Raw genomic sequence first — 20,482 nt, 5'->3', positions numbered from 1 at the left:
TGTTTGCAATAGTATGCGTCATTTCTAATTAAATTGGCAATAGTTTATGTTGTTATTTTAAGGTATGTTGTGGCGTTCATTTATAACCAATGTACTTTCTTATTCCAGTGCATGTACACATACTTTTTTTGTTTCCTACTTAAGCATAAACGATGGTTCGTGATTTCTTTAATCCTAATCCCGTGAAGTTGAAGTATATTTCTTTTATAAGCGAGTAACGAGATTTTGAATCAACCTTTATACTTTTTACTTACTCAGTATGCTTTAAAAAGAGTATTGGCAAGTTGAATGATGAAAGAACTTCTAGCTTATAATTGACGCAATGCAAAAGTTAGATACCTTTTTTACGGTTAAAACTTATTAATATTACTCATAATATTGTAATAAATTCGTCATGATGATTAATTAATGCAACTAAAAAAAGGGAAAAAATTTACTCTTTTTCCCTTTTTTATTATTTTATTGAATTCGTCCGCTTGCATGGGCAAGTATAGTATAAACTTTTCCGGTATCTGAAATTAAATATTGTCGTGCTGTACGGGTGTTTCCAGAACTACGGGATACATCACGTAATAGTTTTTCAAAATCTGCAATGTATTGATTGACTGAGTCTTTAAAATTAATATCACTTATATATTTTTGCTTAATCATTTCAAATATCATTCTCCCATTCGAAGTATAAAGCTGCTCAGTTATGATATTTTTTTGTCCACGCCGATAATGATTCCATAACTCGACAATGGCATTGTGATTAATAGCTTTTAAAATACTCGTTGCTAATGAATTAAGAGATCCATTCGCAGAATGAGATTTTGTTTGTACCGATGAGGAAATTGGACTGTTATTGGTACTTTCAGGCTGTGTTTTTTCACACGAAGCTCCTGCCAACAGATCTGATACCCATCTGTTTTGATTTGGTTTGCTTTGTTCTTGCGACCAAATAGGCTTTGGTGGCACTATCTTCTTTGTAGTTTCAGAAGAAGTACTATTGACCCTACTTGATGTTAATGATGTAGGTGCGGCTAACATCATTTGCTCTTTTTCGCTATTTTTGTCGTCGTTTTGTATAACATTTGCCAAGTCTTTTAACGCTGTAATTTGTTCATTCAGAGTGTAACGGACTGTTTGTATTGTTTCTTTTGTTTGCGCTGGCAGTTTTTGAATATTCTCATTAATATCATTATTAACTTTTAAAAGCTCTAAACGAATTTCATCAGCTGATTTGCGTATGTCTTCTGCAGCTCCTGAAAAACGCACTGAAACTTCATTAGTAAGTTGATTGAATGTCTGTTCCAGTAATTGTGTAGAATTACGTGCATTTTCATCAGTGCGTTTAAATGCTAAACTGAGAACATCTTCATAATGTCTGATAAGTTGATTAATCTCATTAGACTTTGAAACAAGAGTATTGCTCAATGTAGATAGCGCATTTCGCTTTTCTTCCAGTGTCACACCCAGTGTGTTTTCTGATTGTTCAAGCATATGAATGGCGTCAGAAAGTGTTTGAGCGTGTTCACCGAAATTTGTTGTTATATGACTAATTTTATCAAATGTATTTTGCATAAACCCTTGCAGAGCTTCCATATTATTATTGAGTGCTTGACCTGAAGTCGATAAATGCTCTACTGCTTGGTTAGTGTTTTGGAAGAAATTATTTGTTGTTTCATTAAACTGAGTATCAATATTTTGAACTGTTGAGATCAAAATGTTACTATTTTCGTGGATACTATAAATTGATTGATTTAATTGCTCAAGGATTGCCGAGACATTATTGATAAGGTCTTCCTTCATAGTAGCTATGGTTTGAATAGTTTCAGAATTTGTCTGTACAAAAGTATTCATCCATGCTTCATTTTGTGCATAAATTCTTTGTTCAGCATCTTGCGTTGAAAGAGCAAGTTGTTCACTGATATGCTGTGTTAAATTACCAAATGATTCAGTTGTATTTTGTGCAGTTTGATTTAAATAATCTGTTAATTCTGTTAAGTGTTCAACATATCCTGAAACTTGAGAAGTTGTTTGATTATTTACTTCTTCTAAACGATTACCTACATCAGACAACCGATATCCTAAATTATTTTCGAGCTCCTGCATGGATTGATAAAGAACGTTGGAGCGCTCATTAAGTAATTGTTCAATGGCTGTTGTTGAAGAATGAATTGCTTCATTAAACAATGTTTGTGCATTATTACTTGCTATTGTAAAGGCTTCTGCAGTATAAGCTGTCTGCTCTTCTAAAACAGAGAGAATTTTTTCACTGGTATTGTGAATTGTTTGTTCAACGTTTGAGACAATACGATTACCAGATTCAAAAATAATATTTTCCGCTTTTGCAGTAACATCACTAACAGATGAAACAAGTTGGTTACCAGCAGAAAGAATAGAGTTTTCTGATTTTTCTACTTGATCAGCCATTATTAATGCCGCTTGCTGAGAAGCGTTGAAAAGCTTTTCTTGTGCTTTATTTGTTTCATTATCTAATGATGAAAACATTTGTTCACCGGTAGAGGTAAGGATATCAGACGCTTCCATGAGCTTGTTATGTAAACTACCTGTGACCGTATTAACGGAATTCTCTAATGTACCGCATATATTATCTACGCTTGTTTCCAGCGCTTGTTGGACTGCTTGGGCATGTTCATTATTGAGGGCAATAGATGTTTTTAAGGTGTCAGAGCGTTCCTCAAATACAGATGTTTGTTCTTTAATAGTTTCACATATTTGGCCCATTTTTTCAGATAATTTTTCTTCTAATGTAGTTACACGTTCAAAGATTTGACCTGCTCTATTTTCTAGGTTTTCATCAAACGATTCTATACGATTTTCGAAGGTTTCAAACAATGTCTCATTAGATTGAGAGAGAGTATCCTTTAAAGTTTCAGTATGACTTTCAAGATTTTTAATGTGGTTTTGGACAGCTTCGGTGATTGTTTTATTGTTATTATCAATAACATTTTCAACCAAGTCCATTTGCTGTTTTAAGGCTGTATCAATGTGTATATCACTTTTTGCAATGATATTGTGGATTGTTTCCATACGTTGCTCGATCGTGCGAGTTTGATCTGCAAGAACTTCGTTAAGAGAAAAACTGTTGGCAGCTAAAGAATCACGCAAAGCTTCAGCACGGATATCAATATTTTTAGCTTGCATTTCTAAGGCATCTTGAGTTGTTTGGCAGCTTTGCGTAATAGTTTCTTGCAGTTTTTCTGTGCAGTAAGCTATAGCAGAAAGATGATTTTCTGCCCGCTGATCAATGATTTGAATATTATCGGTTAAAGTTTTTTCAATAGATGAAACATTTTGGGTTAACTCATTAATTTGATTTCTCAATGTATCAGCAATTTTATCCTTTTCGCTGGTGAGCATATTTTCCATTATATCTCTTTGATCAGCAATTTGTAATTTAAAATCTTGTGAACGTTCCTTTATAATATCAACAATTGCATCATCAACATTTCGGATTTCTTCTCTCAAAAGTTTTTTGCTTTCGTCAATTGCAGAAAGAACATTATCATGACCGTTTGTAAATACATTGGCAATATCAGCAGTTCTTTCTTGAAGATTTGCATTAATTTGCAAGGTGTGAGCTTCCAAAAATCCACCAAGTTTTTCAACGTTATCTTCTAAGGTTTGACTACGAGAAATAAAGGATTCAATAATAGAATCACCATGCTCTTTAAGAGATAAATCAGCATTTGCTAAACGGTTTTCAAAAGCTTCAAGTGCTTGTGCGGTGATATTATCGAATGTAGAAGAGATTTTATAAGCCTGTTCGTCAAGCTGTATGATTTTTTCATCCAAATTCTGCAATGATTGATTATGGCGATCAACAATTACTGTATCGACAGTTTTAAATTTTTCATCAATACTGGAGAGGGTTTGATCTGTTGCAGCTTGTATGTTCTCCGCAATTTTAGCGATATGCATTTCAGCTTTAGCAGTTGTTTCATTAAAGGTTTTTTCTAATTGCTTTTCATTATTATCAAAGCGTTCTGAAAAACCATCAAAGTTCTTTCCTAATTCATCGAAAAACTCTGTGTTCTTTTGCTGAATGTGTACTGTCGTTTCATTAAATTTTTCAACGAGCTGTTTTGTTATACCATCTCCTGCATAGGAAAGTTTCGTAACAAGATCTTCACCCTGTTTTTCTAAAGTTTGAGAAAGAGTTTGCGTAAGTTTGTCAATATTGGTTGAAATTTTAGACGCAACCAAATCAAATTCATCACTCAGCTGTTCTTGTGTTCCTTTAATTGTTGACTGTACGCGGCTGGCATGATCCAAAATTGCCATGCGTTCATTATTTAATTCTTCTATTAATTTGTGAATCCGTGATTCATTTTCTGCGTAAGCCTGTTCAAGGTTATGAACTTCACTTTGTATAATAGCTTCAAGTTCAACAGCACGCCCAAGAGTACGCTCAATTCCTTCATTCATTGCAGCTACTTCTTTACGAATGGTCTCTCCTATAGCGATAGCTTGCTTTTCAGATATGTGCTGCGGTTCGTTAAGTTGTTGTGCTGCATGTGTTATAAGAACAGCAATATTGCGTAGTTCAGTTGAACGTTTTGTCAGCTGAGCAAAACCCCAAGACATGAGAATAGGAATCATGGTCCCTGCAGTTACAACGAGCCCAGTAGGTGATGTAATAAAGGCAGTAATGTTTGCTAAAGAATTTAATCCAGCAGGAGCTAATTTATGGGCAATAAGAGCACCTCCTGTTGCCCACAAAGCACTAAGTGCTGTTGTGCTCCAATAAATCCGAGAGATAGAATTTTGCTTTAATGGCCCCAAATTTAAAGGCTCTATTATGTCATCATTAGCGGGGAGGGGCTTTGTAGCTAATAACGTGTCACGCACAGTTCCACCGGAAAGCTCACCTGTAGGTTTTTGTCCAAAAAGTTGTTCAGCAACAGATTCATCAATAACAACATCATCATGAACATTAGAGGTAAGAGTAGAAGCACTGTTTTCAGAAAGAAGTTCTTCTTCTGCTGTTGCAATTTTTTGAATCAAATCATCCTCATAAATAGGATTTGAAGGATCATTTAATGATACTGCTTCAATTATAGAATCATCAAGGTTAAAGTCTATTGCTTTGTCGAGAGCTTCTTCAAATTCGACTTCAAATGCTTGTAATTTGGTTCTACGTGCCATACTTGCCTCATACTTTTACAGATGGAAAAGAAATACGCCCCTTTCCAGTTACTTCTAATATATTAGCTGTTAATTATTTAGAAAGGAATATGTATGAGGTAAAAGTTTTACAACTTATCAAGATAGGGTTAACGCGAATTTTGTTGCTTATTCAAAAATGCTGAAAAATTCATAAAAAACAATACAGTACAAAATTATGTCTGAGATAAAATTTATTGATTGTTCATTCTAATAACCAGTATTTATAAGCTTAATATGTTTGATGGAACAATTGAATAAGCATTTCAGTTACATATGATGCTTTGAAGATTTTTGCATAATATGCCAGTTCTTGTAGGCGCATGATCACTCATGCTTAAATTGATGAAAAATAATTATACTATAAAAAAATTTAAACAAAATAATTAATTATATAACAAATAGTTGAATATGTGTTTTTTTAACACCATGCTAAAATTATTTCATAAATGAGCAGGTAGTGAGCTGCGTTGAACAATAAAACATATACTTTTAATAGCGATAAGTTAGGTAATATATTTAAGAAACAGATGAAAAATTAATGGGATAAATATTAGACCAAAACATTGCATTTTTTAGCTGTTTTATCCATTCCAATATATCATGTGTAATAATCTATGTTGAGTTTGTCATGTTATTTGGAATATTTTTCTATGTTATTATAGGTTTTGTCGCTATGATTGCAAATTTGCTAATAGTGACAAAAGTGAATTTGTGATCTAATCCTCTGCAAGAAGGCGCCTCTTTGTTATGCCTTTAAATTATAGTATATTAGTTGATATTCGGTATTTTGTATTGAATGGACACTAAAGCCTAGTCAATAGATATATGACAAATATCATTATGTGGAAAATGTTATATATTTTGATGGTTTTTGTACAAAAAATTGTTTTTAGGCATAGCAGTCAGTAAAAAACGGAAGTTTAAAAATTTTTATATTTGATTTCTGATCTTATTAATTGTGCTGTTCATTACTTACACGTAATAGATTATTTTTTTCAATATTAAGCGGAATTTTTCCGGATTTTTAATGCTGATACATTGACAATTTGTTATTTTTTAGTCGATATGAAACAGTGGATATTTTTACGATTCGCAGCAAAGGTGTAAAATATGGTAGAACGATCACAACACCTGCAAGATGTATTTTTAAATACAGTTCGTAAGCAAAAAATTTCTCTTACAATTTTTCTTGTGAATGGTGTTAAGTTGACAGGTGTTGTAACGTCATTTGATAATTTTTGTGTTCTTTTGCGCCGTGATGGGCATGCGCAATTGGTTTATAAACACGCTATTTCGACGATTATGCCGGGTCAATCTGTACAAATGTTTGAAGGTGAGGGGTCTGAATAGATAGGGCTGTTATCTTTAATCTTTTGCTCTTTTTTTTCTATTACCTTGAATTGTTATGATGGATACAAATAAGAGATCTGGGAAATTGATTTCACAGGTTGCAGAGCAGATACGCGCTGTTATTTTTTTACCGTTTTTTCCCGTAAACAAGAATGAAAAAGTTTTAAGTGAGCACTCAATAGATTCTCGGATAAAAGAAGCATTGGGATTGGCGCGCGCTATTGAGTTAGGTATTGTCCATTATGAAACTATTAATATTAGCACACCGCACCCTTCGACTTTGTTTGGGATGGGCAAAGTGAATGCATTTGCTGATTATATAAGTGAGCATCATATTGCACTTGCAATTGTGGATCATGTTCTCACACCAGTGCAGCAACGTAATTTGGAAAAATTATGGAGTTGTAAGGTTATTGATAGAACGGCTTTGATTCTTGAAATTTTTGGTCGTCGTGCACGAACAAAAGAGGGAAAATTACAAGTCGAATTGGCACATTTATCTTATCAAAAAAGCAGGCTTGTCCGAAGTTGGACACACTTGGAAAGACAACGCGGTGGTAGTGGTTTTTTGGGAGGGCCTGGTGAAACTCAAATTGAAGCAGATAGACGCCTTCTGCAAGATAAAATCACGCGTATTCGTCGTGAATTAGAAAATGTTGTTAAAACACGTGCTCTTCATCGAGCTAAAAGAAAAAAGACGTCTCATCCTGTTGTTGCTTTAGTAGGATATACTAATGCGGGGAAATCAACACTTTTTAACCGCTTAAGTGATGCAGGTGTATTAACAAAGGATATGTTGTTTGCAACACTTGATCCAACTTTACGCAAAGTTATTCTCCCTCATGGGCAAACTATTTTTTTATCTGATACTGTAGGTTTTATCTCTAATTTACCAACACATTTGATTGCGGCTTTTAGAGCAACTCTCGAGGAGGTAATTGAAGCTGATTTAATTATCCACGTAAAAGATATATCAGATCCTGATCATCGTGCTCAGGCTCAAGATGTATTAGAAATACTTTCAAGTTTAGGTGTTGATATTGGTAATACAGATCATATCGTGGAAGTTTGGAATAAAGCTGATATGTTGGATGAGCATACATTGAATGTTTTGCAAACAAGTGCAAGAACATTGTTAAATCCTGCATTAATGATATCAGCACTCACTGGGGAGGGATTAAATCAATTGTTAATAACAATTGAAAGGCGGCTTTCTGGAGAAATGCAGAGAGTTAAATTGGTTTTAAAGCCTGATGAAATGCAGCTTATTGATTGGTTTTATAAAAATTCTGGTAAGATAGAACAGGAAAGTCATGATGATGGTTCTGTTACTATCCGAGCACTTCTTACTTGTGAAGCAAAGAAACGGTTAAATCATCTTAAAAAAACATGTATAAACACTTCTTTTAAGCTATGACCTCAGCGAAACTTCTTTTATCTTTACGTTTTTCTAATCCAAAATAACATATTTAAATAATATAGCTTTGAGTTAAGAGGATAGTTACTCCTTTCTCTTAAATAGAAAACGTGAAATATTTGTTGGTTGAAATAAGATGAATTTTGAGCGTGATAAAAGGTTGTTAATGCGCATAATATCGCAAAACGCTTTAATTGTTTTTTTGTCGGCAATGTTATGCGTATTTTTGATTTGGTTATATTATTTTGTTCAGCCACGGTCCTACCAAGCGACCTTAACATTTACGTTGTCTGATTCTGTTGGAATCCCATTACCAAGTGATGAACAAGATAGTATTGTTGCATTACTATTTGCCCAACCTATCTTTTTTAATAATTCAAATACACAAAGATTTTTTCCTTATGATGTACATAAGAAAAAGCTGCATGAAAATATTCGGTTTTTTCGTGATGATGATCTGATCAAGCTTTCTTTTGAAGCAAAAACTGCTGAAGATGCTCAAAAAGGGTTAGAAAGTTGGTTTTCTGCTTTTTCAGATACAGTCATTAAACGAAATCAAAAATTATTGTCGATAGAAAAAAAAGCTGATCAACAATATGACAATACTGCAATATTAAATATACTTCAGACATTTCGCTCATCTACTAATTCTTCCATTCATCATGAAGCGAAACAGGCTGAACTTAATAACCTTTATGCAAAATTAACGGATGCAACTTTAAGGCGTATTCATTTAACAATTTTAAATTCGACCATTAAAATGGTGCGTAAAAATGGTCAGTCTTTATTGTCTTTGTCATTTATTGCAAACAATCCAGCTATTGTTGCATTAGAAGCTAAAATTAATCTTTTGGAAACACAGAAAGCTCATATGGCTGCCCAATTAGGTTGGGAACATCCTCAAATCAAAGCGATGATTGCGGAATCAAAAGCACTTTCTACCCAGTTAGAAGATAAAATTTTGCAGATTACTAATCAAATTCATTCAGATGAGATTGTCGCAAAAAATTTTGAAATACAGCTAAGAGAAAAAATTAGAATTTTTGTAAAGGATCAATCTCAGTCTTTCAATCAAATGTTAAATGAACTGGAAAATAAAGTAAAAGTAGTAATAGATGAGCAAAATAAAGAGATGAACCTTCATACTCCTTTATTACAAAATGCAAAGATTCGCATAATTGTTCCAATAGCAGTGGCTCCTGTTTCTGTTATGGCTCTTTATGGCAAAAGTGTTCTTGTGAGTATATTAGCAAGTTTGATAGCTTTTTTAGTGGGGTTATTATTATTTCAAATATATTCTGGAACAAGAAAAACTCAATCGGCAGAAGATTTAGAAAGCAGTAGAAATGCTTTATTGCCTAAAGTGATAGAAAATTCTGAAACTTTTATGACAATAGAAGGATTATCGGTTTTTTTAAAATTACGTTCTTCGATGGTTGTTTCAATAATTGGGGCACAGGCTGCTCGGATGGCGGCAAAATTATCTCTTCATCTTGTAAAAGAGAAAAAAACAGTTTTGCTGGTAGATATTTCTGGTCAACAAATAGAAAAAATAATTGGTCCACATCGAGGATTGAGTGATGTATTAACTGGCGATGCGCAGTTACAAGATGTTATTTATCGCGATTACGATACGGGAGTTGATATTCTTCCACAAGGGTTGGCGAGTGCTGTTCGTGCTCAGGATTTTTCAAATGATATTCCCCGTTTATTAGAAGAATTTAAAAAAAATTATGATTTAATCATTTTAGAAATAACTAGCGAGCCCAAATACGGGTCTGAGCAAATTGTGCAATCGACAGATTATTATATTTGTAATGCTGCTCTTGATAAATATAACTGGATAGTGCAGATGATATCCAGATTTCCAAAAACTGTTTGTCGTGTGAATTCGTATTGAACATTGACAAAACAGGCATGGTAATCACGTATTGTGGCAAAAGTACTTTCTTTTTGCAGAGCATTGGTGAATCTTATAAAAACAATTGAGATTTAATTTTTAGATTTAAGAAATATTTGCAGTTGAAGACAAACTAAAGGAAACCCAAAATGGCAATAGAGAAATTGAATGATGTAGCTTTGACATCGCTGCAAAAACAAAATCGAAAACAGATTCAAATGTGGCTTTATGCCATTTTATTGCTTTGTTTGGCAATTGTTTTAGTGGGAGGAGCTACCCGTTTGACGGGGTCAGGATTATCTATAACTGAATGGAAGCCAATTCATGGTGTAATTCCACCTATAGGTATAGATCAGTGGCAGGAAGAATTTTTGAAATATCAACAGATAGCGCAATATAAGTTGCTTAATCGTGATATGACATTAAGTGCATTTAAGGTTATTTTCTGGTGGGAGTGGGGGCATCGTGTTCTTGGTCGTCTTGTTGGTTTTGTAGCTTTATTGGGCTTGATTTGGTTTTGGATTACCAAACGTATTGAAAGAGGTATTTTGTGCCAACTTATTGTTGTGCCAATTCTTATCGCTGTTCAAGGTGTTATTGGTTGGTGGATGGTAGCATCAGGGCTTGGTCAAAGCAATCTGACAAGTGTCAGTCAATATCGTTTGGCAATTCATCTCATGGCAGCATGTTTTGTTATTGTTTTTGTCACTTATTTGTCTCGAGGTCTTACAGAATGTACAGAAAAACCAGCAACGCAGGCTGTTCAGCGTTTTGCAGGTTGGCTTGTTTTTCTTGTTTTAATTGAGATTTATTTTGGTGCTTTGGTTGCAGGCCTTCATGCAGGTAAAGTCTATAATACATGGCCATTGATGGATGGGCAGATTATTCCTGACGGTTTACTGAATTATGATCCAATTTGGATTAATTTATTTGAAAATCCTTTGACAGTTCAATTTGTTCACCGTTGTTTTGCTTACTTTTTATTTATTATAGCGCTTGTTCATGCTTTCTATGTACGAAAAAACATTCCACATTCAGCGCATGCTCGTCGTGCGTTTTTTTTATGCATTGCCATAGTTATTCAAGCGCTTTTTGGCATTGTTACCTTATTAAATGAAGTCCCCCTAGGTTGGGGAGTTCTTCATCAAGGTGTTGCGTTAGTTATATTGTATTTTTCAGTTGTACATTGGCGAGCAACAAAGGGAGCATATCGCGTTATTGAATAAAGATCTGCAATCAGAAAATTAGTTATTTGCAAGCATTAAATCGAGATTTTGGATAGCAGCTGCGGATGCACCTTTCCCAAGGTTATCTAATATGGCACATAAGTTGAAAATACCTTCATTGTCATTGCCAAAGACAAAAAGTTTCATACCGTCTTTATGCGCTAAACATTCTGGATTTAATTTAGTAAGTGTTTCAGTTTCTTCTTGCGATGCGATTGAGATAATATCTTGACCATTATAGTGAGCATTGAGAATTTCACGCAGATTGGAGCAGTTAGCTGATTTTGCGAATAGATGGCGATGGAGTGGGAGATTTACAATCATTCCTTGGGGAAAACAGCCAACACTTGGTATAAAAATAGGTGTTTGGCTGATCTGCCCATGAAATTTAATCTCTGGTACATGTTTGTGTTTGAGATTAAGACCATAAGTAAAGTAATTTTCTCGAAGAGTATCTTCTCGAGAGTGATTTTCCATTTGTGCAATTAATTGTTTACCTCCACCCGTGTAACCAGATATAGCGTTAATTGATACTGGGTAATGAGCGTTTAGTAAGCCTACTTCACGTAATGGTCGAATTAAACTAATTGCACCGGTTGGATAACATCCGGGGTTGGAAACGTAACGTGCTTCTTGGATACGCTTTTTTTGTCCTGTTGTCATTTCAGGAAAACCGTAAACCCAGTCTGGTGCAATACGGTGTGCTGTTGAACTATCAATAATTCTAATTTTTTTATTGTTTTTGAGCAATTCTACTGTTTGGCGTGCAGCATCATCTGGAAGACATAAAATAGCAATGTCTGTTTGGTTAAGATATTCTTGGCGCACATCAATTTTATGCCGATCTGCATAAGGAATAGAGAGCAATTCTAAATCATAGCGCTCTGTTAATCGCTTTTGTATTTGCAATCCAGTTGTTCCATGCTCACCATCAATAAAGATTTTTGTTACCATTATATTTTACCTTAAACTGATGTTTTCTGTCATATTAAGCTTGTAATATCGTATTCAGCCTAAATAATTGAGTACTTTGAGACTATAGTCTGTCTTGCTTGCATGGAAGATGTTGTAATAAAGAGAATTTTTAAAAAGCTCGACACTTATTTTGCATTATTTATTTTTGTGTGGCTAGAATTTTATTGCTTAAATAGTAAAAGAATAAGATAGATATTATAGTGTTTGCAGTTTTTGAATTAAAATGATTCAAAAATATTTTGTCTGTGATACGTACTATGTTACTTTTTATTTTGTTTTAACGTTAGGGCATGCTTTATGACTAAGAAAGCAAGTGATCTACAAAAGTGCTTTTTTAACAGTAATTTACAAACTGTTGATTCTACAGTTTTTGATGCAATCAGTGGTGAGCTTAAACGCCAACATCATGAGATTGAGCTGATTGCATCAGAAAATATTGTTTCAAGAGCAGTTCTTGAAGCTCAGGGATCAGTTTTAACCAATAAATATGCAGAAGGCTATCCAGGAAAGCGTTACTATGGTGGTTGTCATTTTGTAGATTTAATTGAGGAATTGGCAATTGAACGAGCAAAAAAACTTTTTGATACTTCTTTTGCAAATGTTCAACCCAATTCTGGTAGCCAAATGAATCAAGCTGTATTTTTGGCTTTGCTTCAGCCTGGTGACACATTTATGGGATTAGATTTAAATTCTGGCGGTCATCTTACGCATGGCTCTCCTGTTAATATGTCAGGAAAATGGTTTAATGTTGTTTCTTATGGTGTGCGTCAAGAAGATCAGCTTCTTGATATGGAGAGTATTGAACGCCTTGCAAAAAAGCATAAGCCAAAGCTTATTTTAGCAGGAGGAACAGCTTATTCACGCATATGGGATTGGAAACGGTTCCGTGAAATTGCTGATGAGATTGGGGCTTATTTAATGGTTGATATGGCTCATATTGCAGGCTTAATTGCTGGTGGTGTTCATCCTTCACCTGTGCCATATGCTCATGTTGTTACCACTACAACGCATAAATCACTCCGTGGTCCCCGTGGTGGTATGATATTAACTAATGATGAAACCTTAGCTAAGAAGATTGATTCAGCTGTTTTTCCTGGTTTGCAAGGTGGTCCTTTAATGCATGTGATTGCTGCTAAGGCAGTTGCATTGGGAGAGGCTTTGCAGCCTGCTTTTAAAGATTATATTACCAATGTGGTTTCTAACGCTAAAACTTTAGTAAAACGCTTGCAGAACAGTGGTTTTGATATTGTTTCCGGTGGTACAGACAATCATTTATTGTTGGTTGACTTGCGTTCTAAAAATTTAACAGGAAAAAGTGCAGAATTGGCTTTAGGACGTGCTGGTATTATCTGTAATAAAAATAGTATTCCTTTTGATCCCCAAAAACCATTTGTAACCTCAGGTATTCGTTTGGGTACACCTGCGGCAACAACACGTGGTTTTTCAGAAAATGAATTTATCCAAATTGGTGACTTCATTTCAGAAGTTCTTGATGGTCTTAAAACAGCACAAAGCGTTGAAGATAATGCTTCTATTGAAAACGCTGTTAAGAAAAAGGTAAGAGATATGACAGATAATTTTCCTCTTTATTCTCATTTGAGCACTTGTTGAGGCACGAAAAAGATGCGCTGCCCTTACTGTCAATATGAAGATACACAAGTCAAGGATTCACGTCCTGCAGAAGAGGGCGCGGTAATTCGTCGTCGACGTGTATGTTCTGTTTGTGGTGGTCGTTTTACGACCTTTGAGCGTATTCAGTTACGTGAATTGTCAGTTTTCAAGAAAAGTGGTCGGCGTGAACCGTTTGACCGTGATAAATTAATGAGATCAGTTAATGTGGCAGTGCGTAAGCGTAATATTGACCCTGATCATATTGAACAAGCAATTTCAGGTATTGTACGCCAGCTTGAAAATTTAGGGGAACCCGAGATTGCCTCAGAAAAAATTGGGCATCTTGTAATGGAATGGTTGAAGAGCATTGATGACATTGCTTATATTCGTTTTGCTTCCGTGTATCGCGACTTTCGTAATGCAACTGATTTTCATGATATTATAAACGAACTTTCAAAAGATGTGGCGGATGTAAAATCTTATTTTGATGAGTAAAGAAGCACAAGATAACCGCTTTATGGCTGCAGCCATTCGTTTAGCACAACGTCACATTGGACTTACCGGACAAAACCCATCTGTTGGCGCACTAATTGTCCGAGATGATAATGGAAAGGCATCCATTGTCGGCTATGGTATAACAGCTATCCATGGAAGACCACACGCTGAAGTGCAAGCCTTATTAATGGCAGGCCCATTATCCCATGGTGCTACTGCTTACGTTACTTTAGAGCCTTGTTCACATTATGGTGAGACTTCACCTTGTGTAAATGCGCTTATTGATTCAGGTATTTCTCGGGTTGTTATTGCACTTACTGATCCAGATGAACGGGTTTGTGGTCGTGGTATTACTCTTTTACGTGCAGCTGGCATTGAAGTGCTTGAGGGAGTTCTGGCTAGGGAGGCTTTTGAAACGTTAAGTTCTTATTTATGCATAAAAAAACTGCAGCGGTGTGAAGTAACTTTAAAAATGGCAATTTCTGCAGATAATGGTATAGGAATAAAAAAGAAGGGGAGGGTAGAAATTAGCGGGGCGCAAGCTCATACATATACTCATATTCTGCGTGCTCAAAATGATGCTATTATGGTTGGTATTGGTACTATATTAGCAGATAACCCGCAATTAAGTTGCCGTTTGCCTGGGCTTGAAATGCGCTCTCCTGTACGTATTATTTTAGACGCAAATTTACGTATTCCATTTGATGCAAAGGTTATACAAACAGCGACAAAAATCCCTACATGGATTATTTGTAATGCAACTTTTGCAGAAAAAAGTAAAAAAATAGCACTAGAACAGTGTGGTGTATGTATATTTCCAATAGAAATGAGCGCTCATTTGATGCGGCCTTTTGCTATTTTACAGCTGCTTTGTCAGCGTGGAATCAATAGTATTTTGCTTGAGGGAGGAGCAAAGACAGGAGAAATTTTTTTAAATGCTGGTTGTGTGGATCAGTTGATATGTTTTCATGCACCAGTTATTTTAGGTGCAGATCGTATTGATGCTCCCCATTTTGCAACTTATCTTTCAGAATTTAATGAAATTGAGACGAAAATATTAGGAAATGATCGTTTGTGCAAATGGAGGCGCAAAACATTATGTTTACAGGGATTGTAACAGATATCGGTTGTGTTGAAGACATTCAGTCTTTAAAACAAGGAATACGCTTAAGTATTTCTACACATTATGATGTAGAGACTATAGAAATTGGCGCATCAATTGCGTGTTCAGGTATTTGTCTAACCGTTATTGAACGTGAGCTAAAACAAGTGAATGCTAATTGCTTTGTTGTAGAAGCATGGAAAGAAGCATTGTGTTTGACTAATATTGCTCAATGGACAAAAGGGACTTTTGTTAATTTGGAGCGTTCATTGCGGCTTGGTGATGAGATAGGTGGGCATTTGGTTTCTGGTCACGTTGATGGTTTGGCTGAGATCGTTGATCAAAAAAATGAAGGTGATGCAATTCGTTTTTATTTAAAAGCTTCAATGCGGTTAGCGCCTTTTATTGCAGAAAAAGGTTCTATTGCGCTTAACGGTACATCTCTAACCGTTAATTGTATTGAAAATAATATTTTTGATGTTCTTATTATTCGCCATACGCTTGAAATGACAACATGGGGGCAGGCTAAAGTGGGGGACCAAGTGAATTTAGAAGTTGATCAGCTTGCTCGTTATGTTGCCAGGCTTTCTAATTTTAAAATGAAAGATAAGTAAACTGAAAAAATTTTTGTATTGTTTTTGAAGTTTGATGGTTATGTAATCTTTGAGTCCTTTATTGATTTTAAATGGGGGTTTTGTTGTGACAAAAAAAATACATAAAAAGTTGCATTTATTAATTGTTGAAGCACGCTTTTACGATAAAATTTCAAATGAACTTCTTGCAGGTGCGGTGAATGTTTTACAAAAAGCTGAAGTAAGTTATGATGTTGTAACAGTTCCAGGGGCACTAGAAATACCTGGTGCAATAGCTTTTGCTGAAAAAAACAATAAAATACCCTATGATGGTTATGTAGCGCTTGGTTGTGTTATTCGGGGTGATACATACCATTTTGAAATTGTTGCTGATAATTCTTGTCGAGCATTAATGGATTTAACTCTTCATAGGCAATTGGCTATTGGAAATGGTATTTTGACTGTTGAGGATGAAGAACAAGCATGGGCACGTGCTAAACAGAGTGAAAAGAATAAAGGTGGTTTTGCTGCTGAAGCTGCTTTATGTATGATTGCTCTAAAGAAGAAATTTGGAGATAATCATTAAATATGGCTGATATAAAAAGCAAACATTCTTCGCATTTGGCTAATAAACGCGGAGTAGCAAGGCTTGCTGCAGTGCAGGCGCTATATCAAATGGATATAGTTGGCATTGGTGTTAGGGAAATAGCAGCTGAATATAAAGCTTATCGTTTAGGAAAAGATATTGATGGTGATCAATATCTTGATGCTGATTTTCAGTGGTTTCGAGCTGTTATAGCTGGTGTTGTACAAGATCAAAAGCAACTTGATCCTATGCTTCAGCAAAAACTTTCTGAAGAATGGTCACTTTCACGTCTTGATTCGATTTTACGTGCAATTTTGCGTGCAGGTTTATGGGAGCTAATGAATCACAAGAACATACCCACTGCCGTTATTGTAAGTGAATATGTTGATGTAGCAAAAGCGTTTTTTGAAGGTGATGAGCCAAGACTTGTCAATGCAATTCTTGATAGAATAGCAAAAGAAATTCGCCTGTAAGGATAATAAAATAAAATCCTAGTATTATTAGAATTTTATAAACGTCAGTCCAGTTAAAACTACAGGAAGGTAATTGATTAACGTGAACTATTGGCAAGACCTTTAACGGCTTGGATTAAAAAAGACTGATCACTACCACCTGTTGGTGTTGTTTGAGTGATAAAATCAAATATTTGACCATCTTGTAGACCATAATTGGCTATCCTTGCGACCTGACCATTTCTATTGAAATAAATAGCCAAGACTTTACGATCAATAATTTTAGTTTTCATAAACCGCATTTTACGATACCGAGTCTGTGAAATGTAGTAAAAAACTTCGTTATCATATTTTGTTTTTAGTGAGGGAGTTCCTAGAGCTAAAAGAACTTGCTCCTGACTTGATCCAACAGAAACAGAATCGAGAGCATTTTGATCAAGAACATAACCTTCTTTATAGGTTTGACTTGAAGTTAAAGAATGCATTGGACTGCATCCAGCAAACGCTGCTATACTTGCTATAAATAGGCTAATCAATAATTTATGTTTGATTAAATTTACCAAGTAAGGCATCTGAATGATATCTCCATTTACACGTAAGCATAGGTGAGAAAGTGACCCGCGATTTTTCAACTTTTAGCTTAATTTGCTATAATCTGCAATAGCTTACAGTGAGTTTCTTCTGTTATAAAATCAGTAATTTTATAGAAAACTGCTTTAAAAGTTATAAAATATGTTGATTAAACGAAGTTACAATATACTACATTTTTTTTATTTTGGAGTTATCAATGAGTGTTAAAAATGTTTCTCAAATGATGTTTGCTCTGACTTATCCTGTGTCAGTACGCTCATTGTCTGCTAAGGGGGTAAAAATTCGTATTTGCGCAGATCAACAAGAATGCGCACATTTAGCCAAGAATCATGATTTACTTGAAGTGAAATCTTGTGAAGGAGAGTTTCATGTTTTACCGTGGAAAAAGCGTGGGGTATATGTAAAAGGTTTACTGAAAGCACATATAGTACAATCATGCGTCATTACACTGGAGCCATTGGAAAATATTCTTCATGAGAATATTGAGATTACGTTTGTTCCTGAAGATTCAAATTTGGTTAAACCAAAAGTATCAAAGGATACAAGGGAATTGCTTTTAGATGCAGATGGACCAGATATACCAGAAGTTTTTTATGGCGATAAAATTGACATAGGTGCAATTATGGAAGAATTTTTTGAACTATCGATTAATCATTATCCACGCAAAGAAGATGAGAATATGAGTTTAGTCAAAAATTCAGAAGAAATTAAACAAAAAACATCACCGTTTTCTGTTTTGAAAGAATGGAAATGATTATAAAGTATGTAAAAAACACCTGCTATATGGTTAAAGAGACAGTATTTCTGTAAGCTTGTTGTAGTGATAATTTTTGTGATTTGTTAAATAACGAAAAATTTCGGTGTGAATTTAAATATAGGATGTGCAAGTGTGATTAGAATTTCTGTAGATGTCATGGGTGGCGATTATGGCCCAGAGGTTACTATTGAGGGGGCAGCAGTTGCGCAAAAACATTTGCCAAATGTTCATTTTTTGTTTTATGGGATAGAAAAGGTTGTTAAGCCAATTTTAAAAAAATATCCTCATTTGGTTGCAGCATCGCAATTTTACAACACAGAAAGTTATACACGTATGGATGAGAAGCCAAGTCAAGCGCTTCGCATTGGACGCGGTAAATCATCAATGTGGCATGCAATTGAAGCTGTAAAAAATGGCGAGGCTGATGCTTGTGTTTCTGCTGGCAATACTGGTGCACTTATGGCAATGTCTCATTTTTGTTTAAAAATGATGGCAGAATCTAACCGTCCTGGAATTGCTGGTATTTGGCCAACTCTTCGTGGGGAGAGTATTGTGCTGGATATTGGTGCAACAATTGGTGCATCTGCTGATCAATTAGTTGATTTAGCGGTTATGGGTGCCGGTATGTTTCGTACTTTATATAATGTTGAAAAACCAAGCGTTGGACTTTTGAATGTAGGTGTTGAAGAGGTAAAGGGCTTGGATGAAATCAAAAAAGCTGGAATAATATTGCGTGAAGTGCAATTAGAAGGGTTAGAATATAAGGGATTTATTGAAGGCAATGACATTGGAAAAGGGGTAGTCGATGTGGTTGTCACTGAGGGGTTTTCCGGTAATATTGCTTTAAAAGTTGCAGAAGGAACTGCACGGCAAATAGCTGGGCTTTTAAATATTGTTATGCGCCGTTCTATTTTTTCACGCCTTGGATACGTTTTGTCTCGAGGTGCTTTCCGTCAACTGAAACAGAGAATAGACCCTGATCGGATTAATGGTGGTGTGCTTTTAGGTTTAAATGGTATTGTTATCAAAAGTCATGGTGGTGTTAGTGCTGGCGGTTTTGCTTCTGCTATTCGCATTGGTTATGAAATGGTAAATAATGAACTTTTGAAAAAAATAGTTGAAGATTTAAGACACTTTCATGAAAATAAAATAACACTTTGAAAATGGTGAAGGTAGAGCTGTCAATTAATATGCAAACAATATGATCGGTATTCGTAGTAGAGATAAAAAATTCTAAGAGAGGGTGAGGACTGTATGATTCGATCAGTTATATGTGGTGTGGGAAGTGCTTTACCAAAAAGAAGTCTATCGAATGATGAGATTACCAAATTTGTTGAGACATCTGATTCGTGGATTGTTCAACGTACAGGAATTCGCCAACGTTACATTGCTGATACAAATGAGACGACTGTTTCTTTAGGGGTAGCAGCTGCACAAGCTGCACTTGAAAATTCAGGCATGACAATAGAAGATATTGATTGTATTATTTTAGCTACTTCAACACCTAACCATACTTTTCCTGCTTCTGCCGTTGAAATTCAGCATGCTTTGGGAATGAAGCATGGTTTTGCTTTTGATATTCAAGCTGTTTGTTCTGGTTTTATTTTTGCATTGACAACAGGAGATGTATATTTACGTTGCGGAGCAGCAAAAAGAATCTTAGTAATTGGATCTGAGACATTTTCTCGGCTTTTAGATTGGCAAGATCGTACGACATGTGTTTTATTTGGTGATGGTGCAGGTGCAGCTATTTTGGAAGCGCAAGAAGTTGAAGGTAATGTTATTGTTGATAGTGGTATATTGTCTGCAAAATTGCGCTCTAATGGTGCATATGTAGATAAATTATATGTTGATGGTGGTCCTTCAACTACACAAACAACAGGTTATTTACGCATGAGAGGACGAGAGGTTTTTAAACATGCAGTTGGTATGATAACCGATGTGATTGATGATTGTTTTGCAGCTGTTAATATGAATTCTTCTCAGTTAGATTGGTTTGTACCTCATCAGGCTAATAGACGCATTATTGAAGCGTCGGCTAAAAAGCTAGGGATCACATTAGATAAAGTTGTGATGACCGTTGATCAACATGGTAATACGTCTGCGGCATCAGTGCCATTAGCTTTAACAACTGCTGTTCAAGATGGAAGAATTAAAAAAGGAGATCTCATTATGTTAGAAGCTATGGGGGGGGGATTTACCTGGGGAGCAATTCTTGTTCGTTGGTAGATTATAGCGGCTTGACCATATTTGAATAAAACGTATAAATCGTT

Annotated in this window: 16 protein-coding genes; 13 read left to right on the top strand and 3 right to left on the bottom strand. The window is 35.3% G+C overall.

Annotated features, from left to right (window positions below; all coding sequences use genetic code 11):
* Positions 1–459 precede the first annotated feature (459 nt).
* Positions 460–5,154 (bottom strand): hypothetical protein, encoded by a 4,695-nt coding sequence (locus J7R05_RS05030; RefSeq protein ID WP_208541439.1) that lies wholly within the window; start codon positions 5,152–5,154, stop codon positions 460–462.
* A 1,131-nt stretch (positions 5,155–6,285) separates the two neighbouring features.
* On the opposite strand from J7R05_RS05030, the gene hfq reads away from it, so the two are divergent.
* The 4 genes from hfq (at position 6,286) to J7R05_RS05010 (ending at position 11,068) form a co-directional block, all read left to right on the top strand.
* Positions 6,286–6,525: an RNA chaperone Hfq gene (gene hfq / locus J7R05_RS05025; protein ID WP_007477688.1), complete on the top strand. Its 240-nt coding sequence runs from the start codon at positions 6,286–6,288 to the stop codon at positions 6,523–6,525.
* Positions 6,526–6,580: 55 nt separating this feature from the next.
* The gene (hflX, locus tag J7R05_RS05020; RefSeq protein WP_208541438.1) at positions 6,581–7,942 is read left to right on the top strand and encodes a GTPase HflX; all 1,362 of its coding nucleotides are present in this window, start codon (positions 6,581–6,583) and stop codon (positions 7,940–7,942) included.
* 136 nt (positions 7,943–8,078) lie between these two features.
* Positions 8,079–9,842 (top strand): GumC domain-containing protein, encoded by a 1,764-nt coding sequence (locus J7R05_RS05015; RefSeq protein WP_208541437.1) that lies wholly within the window; start codon positions 8,079–8,081, stop codon positions 9,840–9,842.
* 149 nt (positions 9,843–9,991) lie between these two features.
* Positions 9,992–11,068 (top strand): COX15/CtaA family protein, encoded by a 1,077-nt coding sequence (locus tag J7R05_RS05010; RefSeq protein ID WP_208541436.1) that lies wholly within the window; start codon positions 9,992–9,994, stop codon positions 11,066–11,068.
* Between the two features lie 18 nt (positions 11,069–11,086).
* Here the strand turns inward: J7R05_RS05010 and argC are convergent, their stop codons facing one another.
* Positions 11,087–12,022 carry an N-acetyl-gamma-glutamyl-phosphate reductase gene (argC, locus tag J7R05_RS05005; RefSeq protein WP_208541435.1) on the bottom strand — a complete coding sequence of 312 codons (936 nt, stop codon included), beginning with the start codon at positions 12,020–12,022 and terminating at the stop codon, positions 11,087–11,089.
* 318 nt (positions 12,023–12,340) lie between these two features.
* Between argC and glyA the strand changes: the two genes are divergently transcribed.
* The 6 genes from glyA to nusB all read left to right on the top strand — a co-directional run bounded on the left by glyA (position 12,341) and on the right by nusB (position 16,882).
* Complete coding sequence (gene glyA, locus J7R05_RS05000) at positions 12,341–13,654, top strand: serine hydroxymethyltransferase (protein ID WP_208541434.1); 1,314 nt, start codon at positions 12,341–12,343, stop codon at positions 13,652–13,654.
* A 12-nt stretch (positions 13,655–13,666) separates the two neighbouring features.
* Positions 13,667–14,149 carry a transcriptional regulator NrdR gene (gene nrdR, locus J7R05_RS04995; RefSeq protein WP_010703690.1) on the top strand — a complete coding sequence of 161 codons (483 nt, stop codon included), beginning with the start codon at positions 13,667–13,669 and terminating at the stop codon, positions 14,147–14,149.
* A complete protein-coding gene (gene ribD / locus J7R05_RS04990; RefSeq protein ID WP_208541433.1) occupies positions 14,142–15,266 on the top strand; it encodes a bifunctional diaminohydroxyphosphoribosylaminopyrimidine deaminase/5-amino-6-(5-phosphoribosylamino)uracil reductase RibD in 1,125 nt (374 codons plus the stop codon). Before nrdR ends, ribD begins: the two co-directional genes overlap by 8 nt.
* Positions 15,248–15,865: a riboflavin synthase gene (locus J7R05_RS04985; protein ID WP_208541432.1), complete on the top strand. Its 618-nt coding sequence runs from the start codon at positions 15,248–15,250 to the stop codon at positions 15,863–15,865. Before ribD ends, J7R05_RS04985 begins: the two co-directional genes overlap by 19 nt.
* A gap of 85 nt (positions 15,866–15,950) precedes the next feature.
* A complete protein-coding gene (locus J7R05_RS04980) occupies positions 15,951–16,409 on the top strand; it encodes a 6,7-dimethyl-8-ribityllumazine synthase (RefSeq protein ID WP_078690303.1) in 459 nt (152 codons plus the stop codon).
* 2 nt (positions 16,410–16,411) lie between these two features.
* Positions 16,412–16,882, top strand: a complete 471-nt coding sequence (gene nusB / locus J7R05_RS04975) for a transcription antitermination factor NusB (protein ID WP_208541431.1) — start codon at positions 16,412–16,414, stop codon at positions 16,880–16,882.
* A 77-nt stretch (positions 16,883–16,959) separates the two neighbouring features.
* Here the strand turns inward: nusB and J7R05_RS04970 are convergent, their stop codons facing one another.
* Positions 16,960–17,433, bottom strand: a complete 474-nt coding sequence (locus J7R05_RS04970) for an outer membrane protein assembly factor BamE (RefSeq protein WP_208541430.1) — start codon at positions 17,431–17,433, stop codon at positions 16,960–16,962.
* 215 nt (positions 17,434–17,648) lie between these two features.
* On the opposite strand from J7R05_RS04970, the gene J7R05_RS04965 reads away from it, so the two are divergent.
* The 3 genes from J7R05_RS04965 (at position 17,649) to J7R05_RS04955 (ending at position 20,438) form a co-directional block, all read left to right on the top strand.
* Positions 17,649–18,206: a YceD family protein gene (locus J7R05_RS04965; protein WP_208541429.1), complete on the top strand. Its 558-nt coding sequence runs from the start codon at positions 17,649–17,651 to the stop codon at positions 18,204–18,206.
* Positions 18,207–18,341: 135 nt separating this feature from the next.
* Entirely contained in the window at positions 18,342–19,370 is a 1,029-nt protein-coding gene (gene plsX, locus J7R05_RS04960) for a phosphate acyltransferase PlsX (RefSeq protein ID WP_208541428.1), read from the top strand.
* 93 nt (positions 19,371–19,463) lie between these two features.
* On the top strand, positions 19,464–20,438 hold the full coding sequence (locus tag J7R05_RS04955) for a beta-ketoacyl-ACP synthase III (RefSeq protein ID WP_208541427.1): 975 nt from the start codon (positions 19,464–19,466) through the stop codon (positions 20,436–20,438).
* Positions 20,439–20,482: the final 44 nt, after the last annotated feature.

The organism is Bartonella capreoli (genome assembly GCF_902813205.1).
Taxonomy (GTDB): Bacteria; Pseudomonadota; Alphaproteobacteria; order Rhizobiales; family Rhizobiaceae; genus Bartonella; species Bartonella schoenbuchensis.
This window is presented reverse-complemented; position numbering and strand designations above follow the sequence as displayed.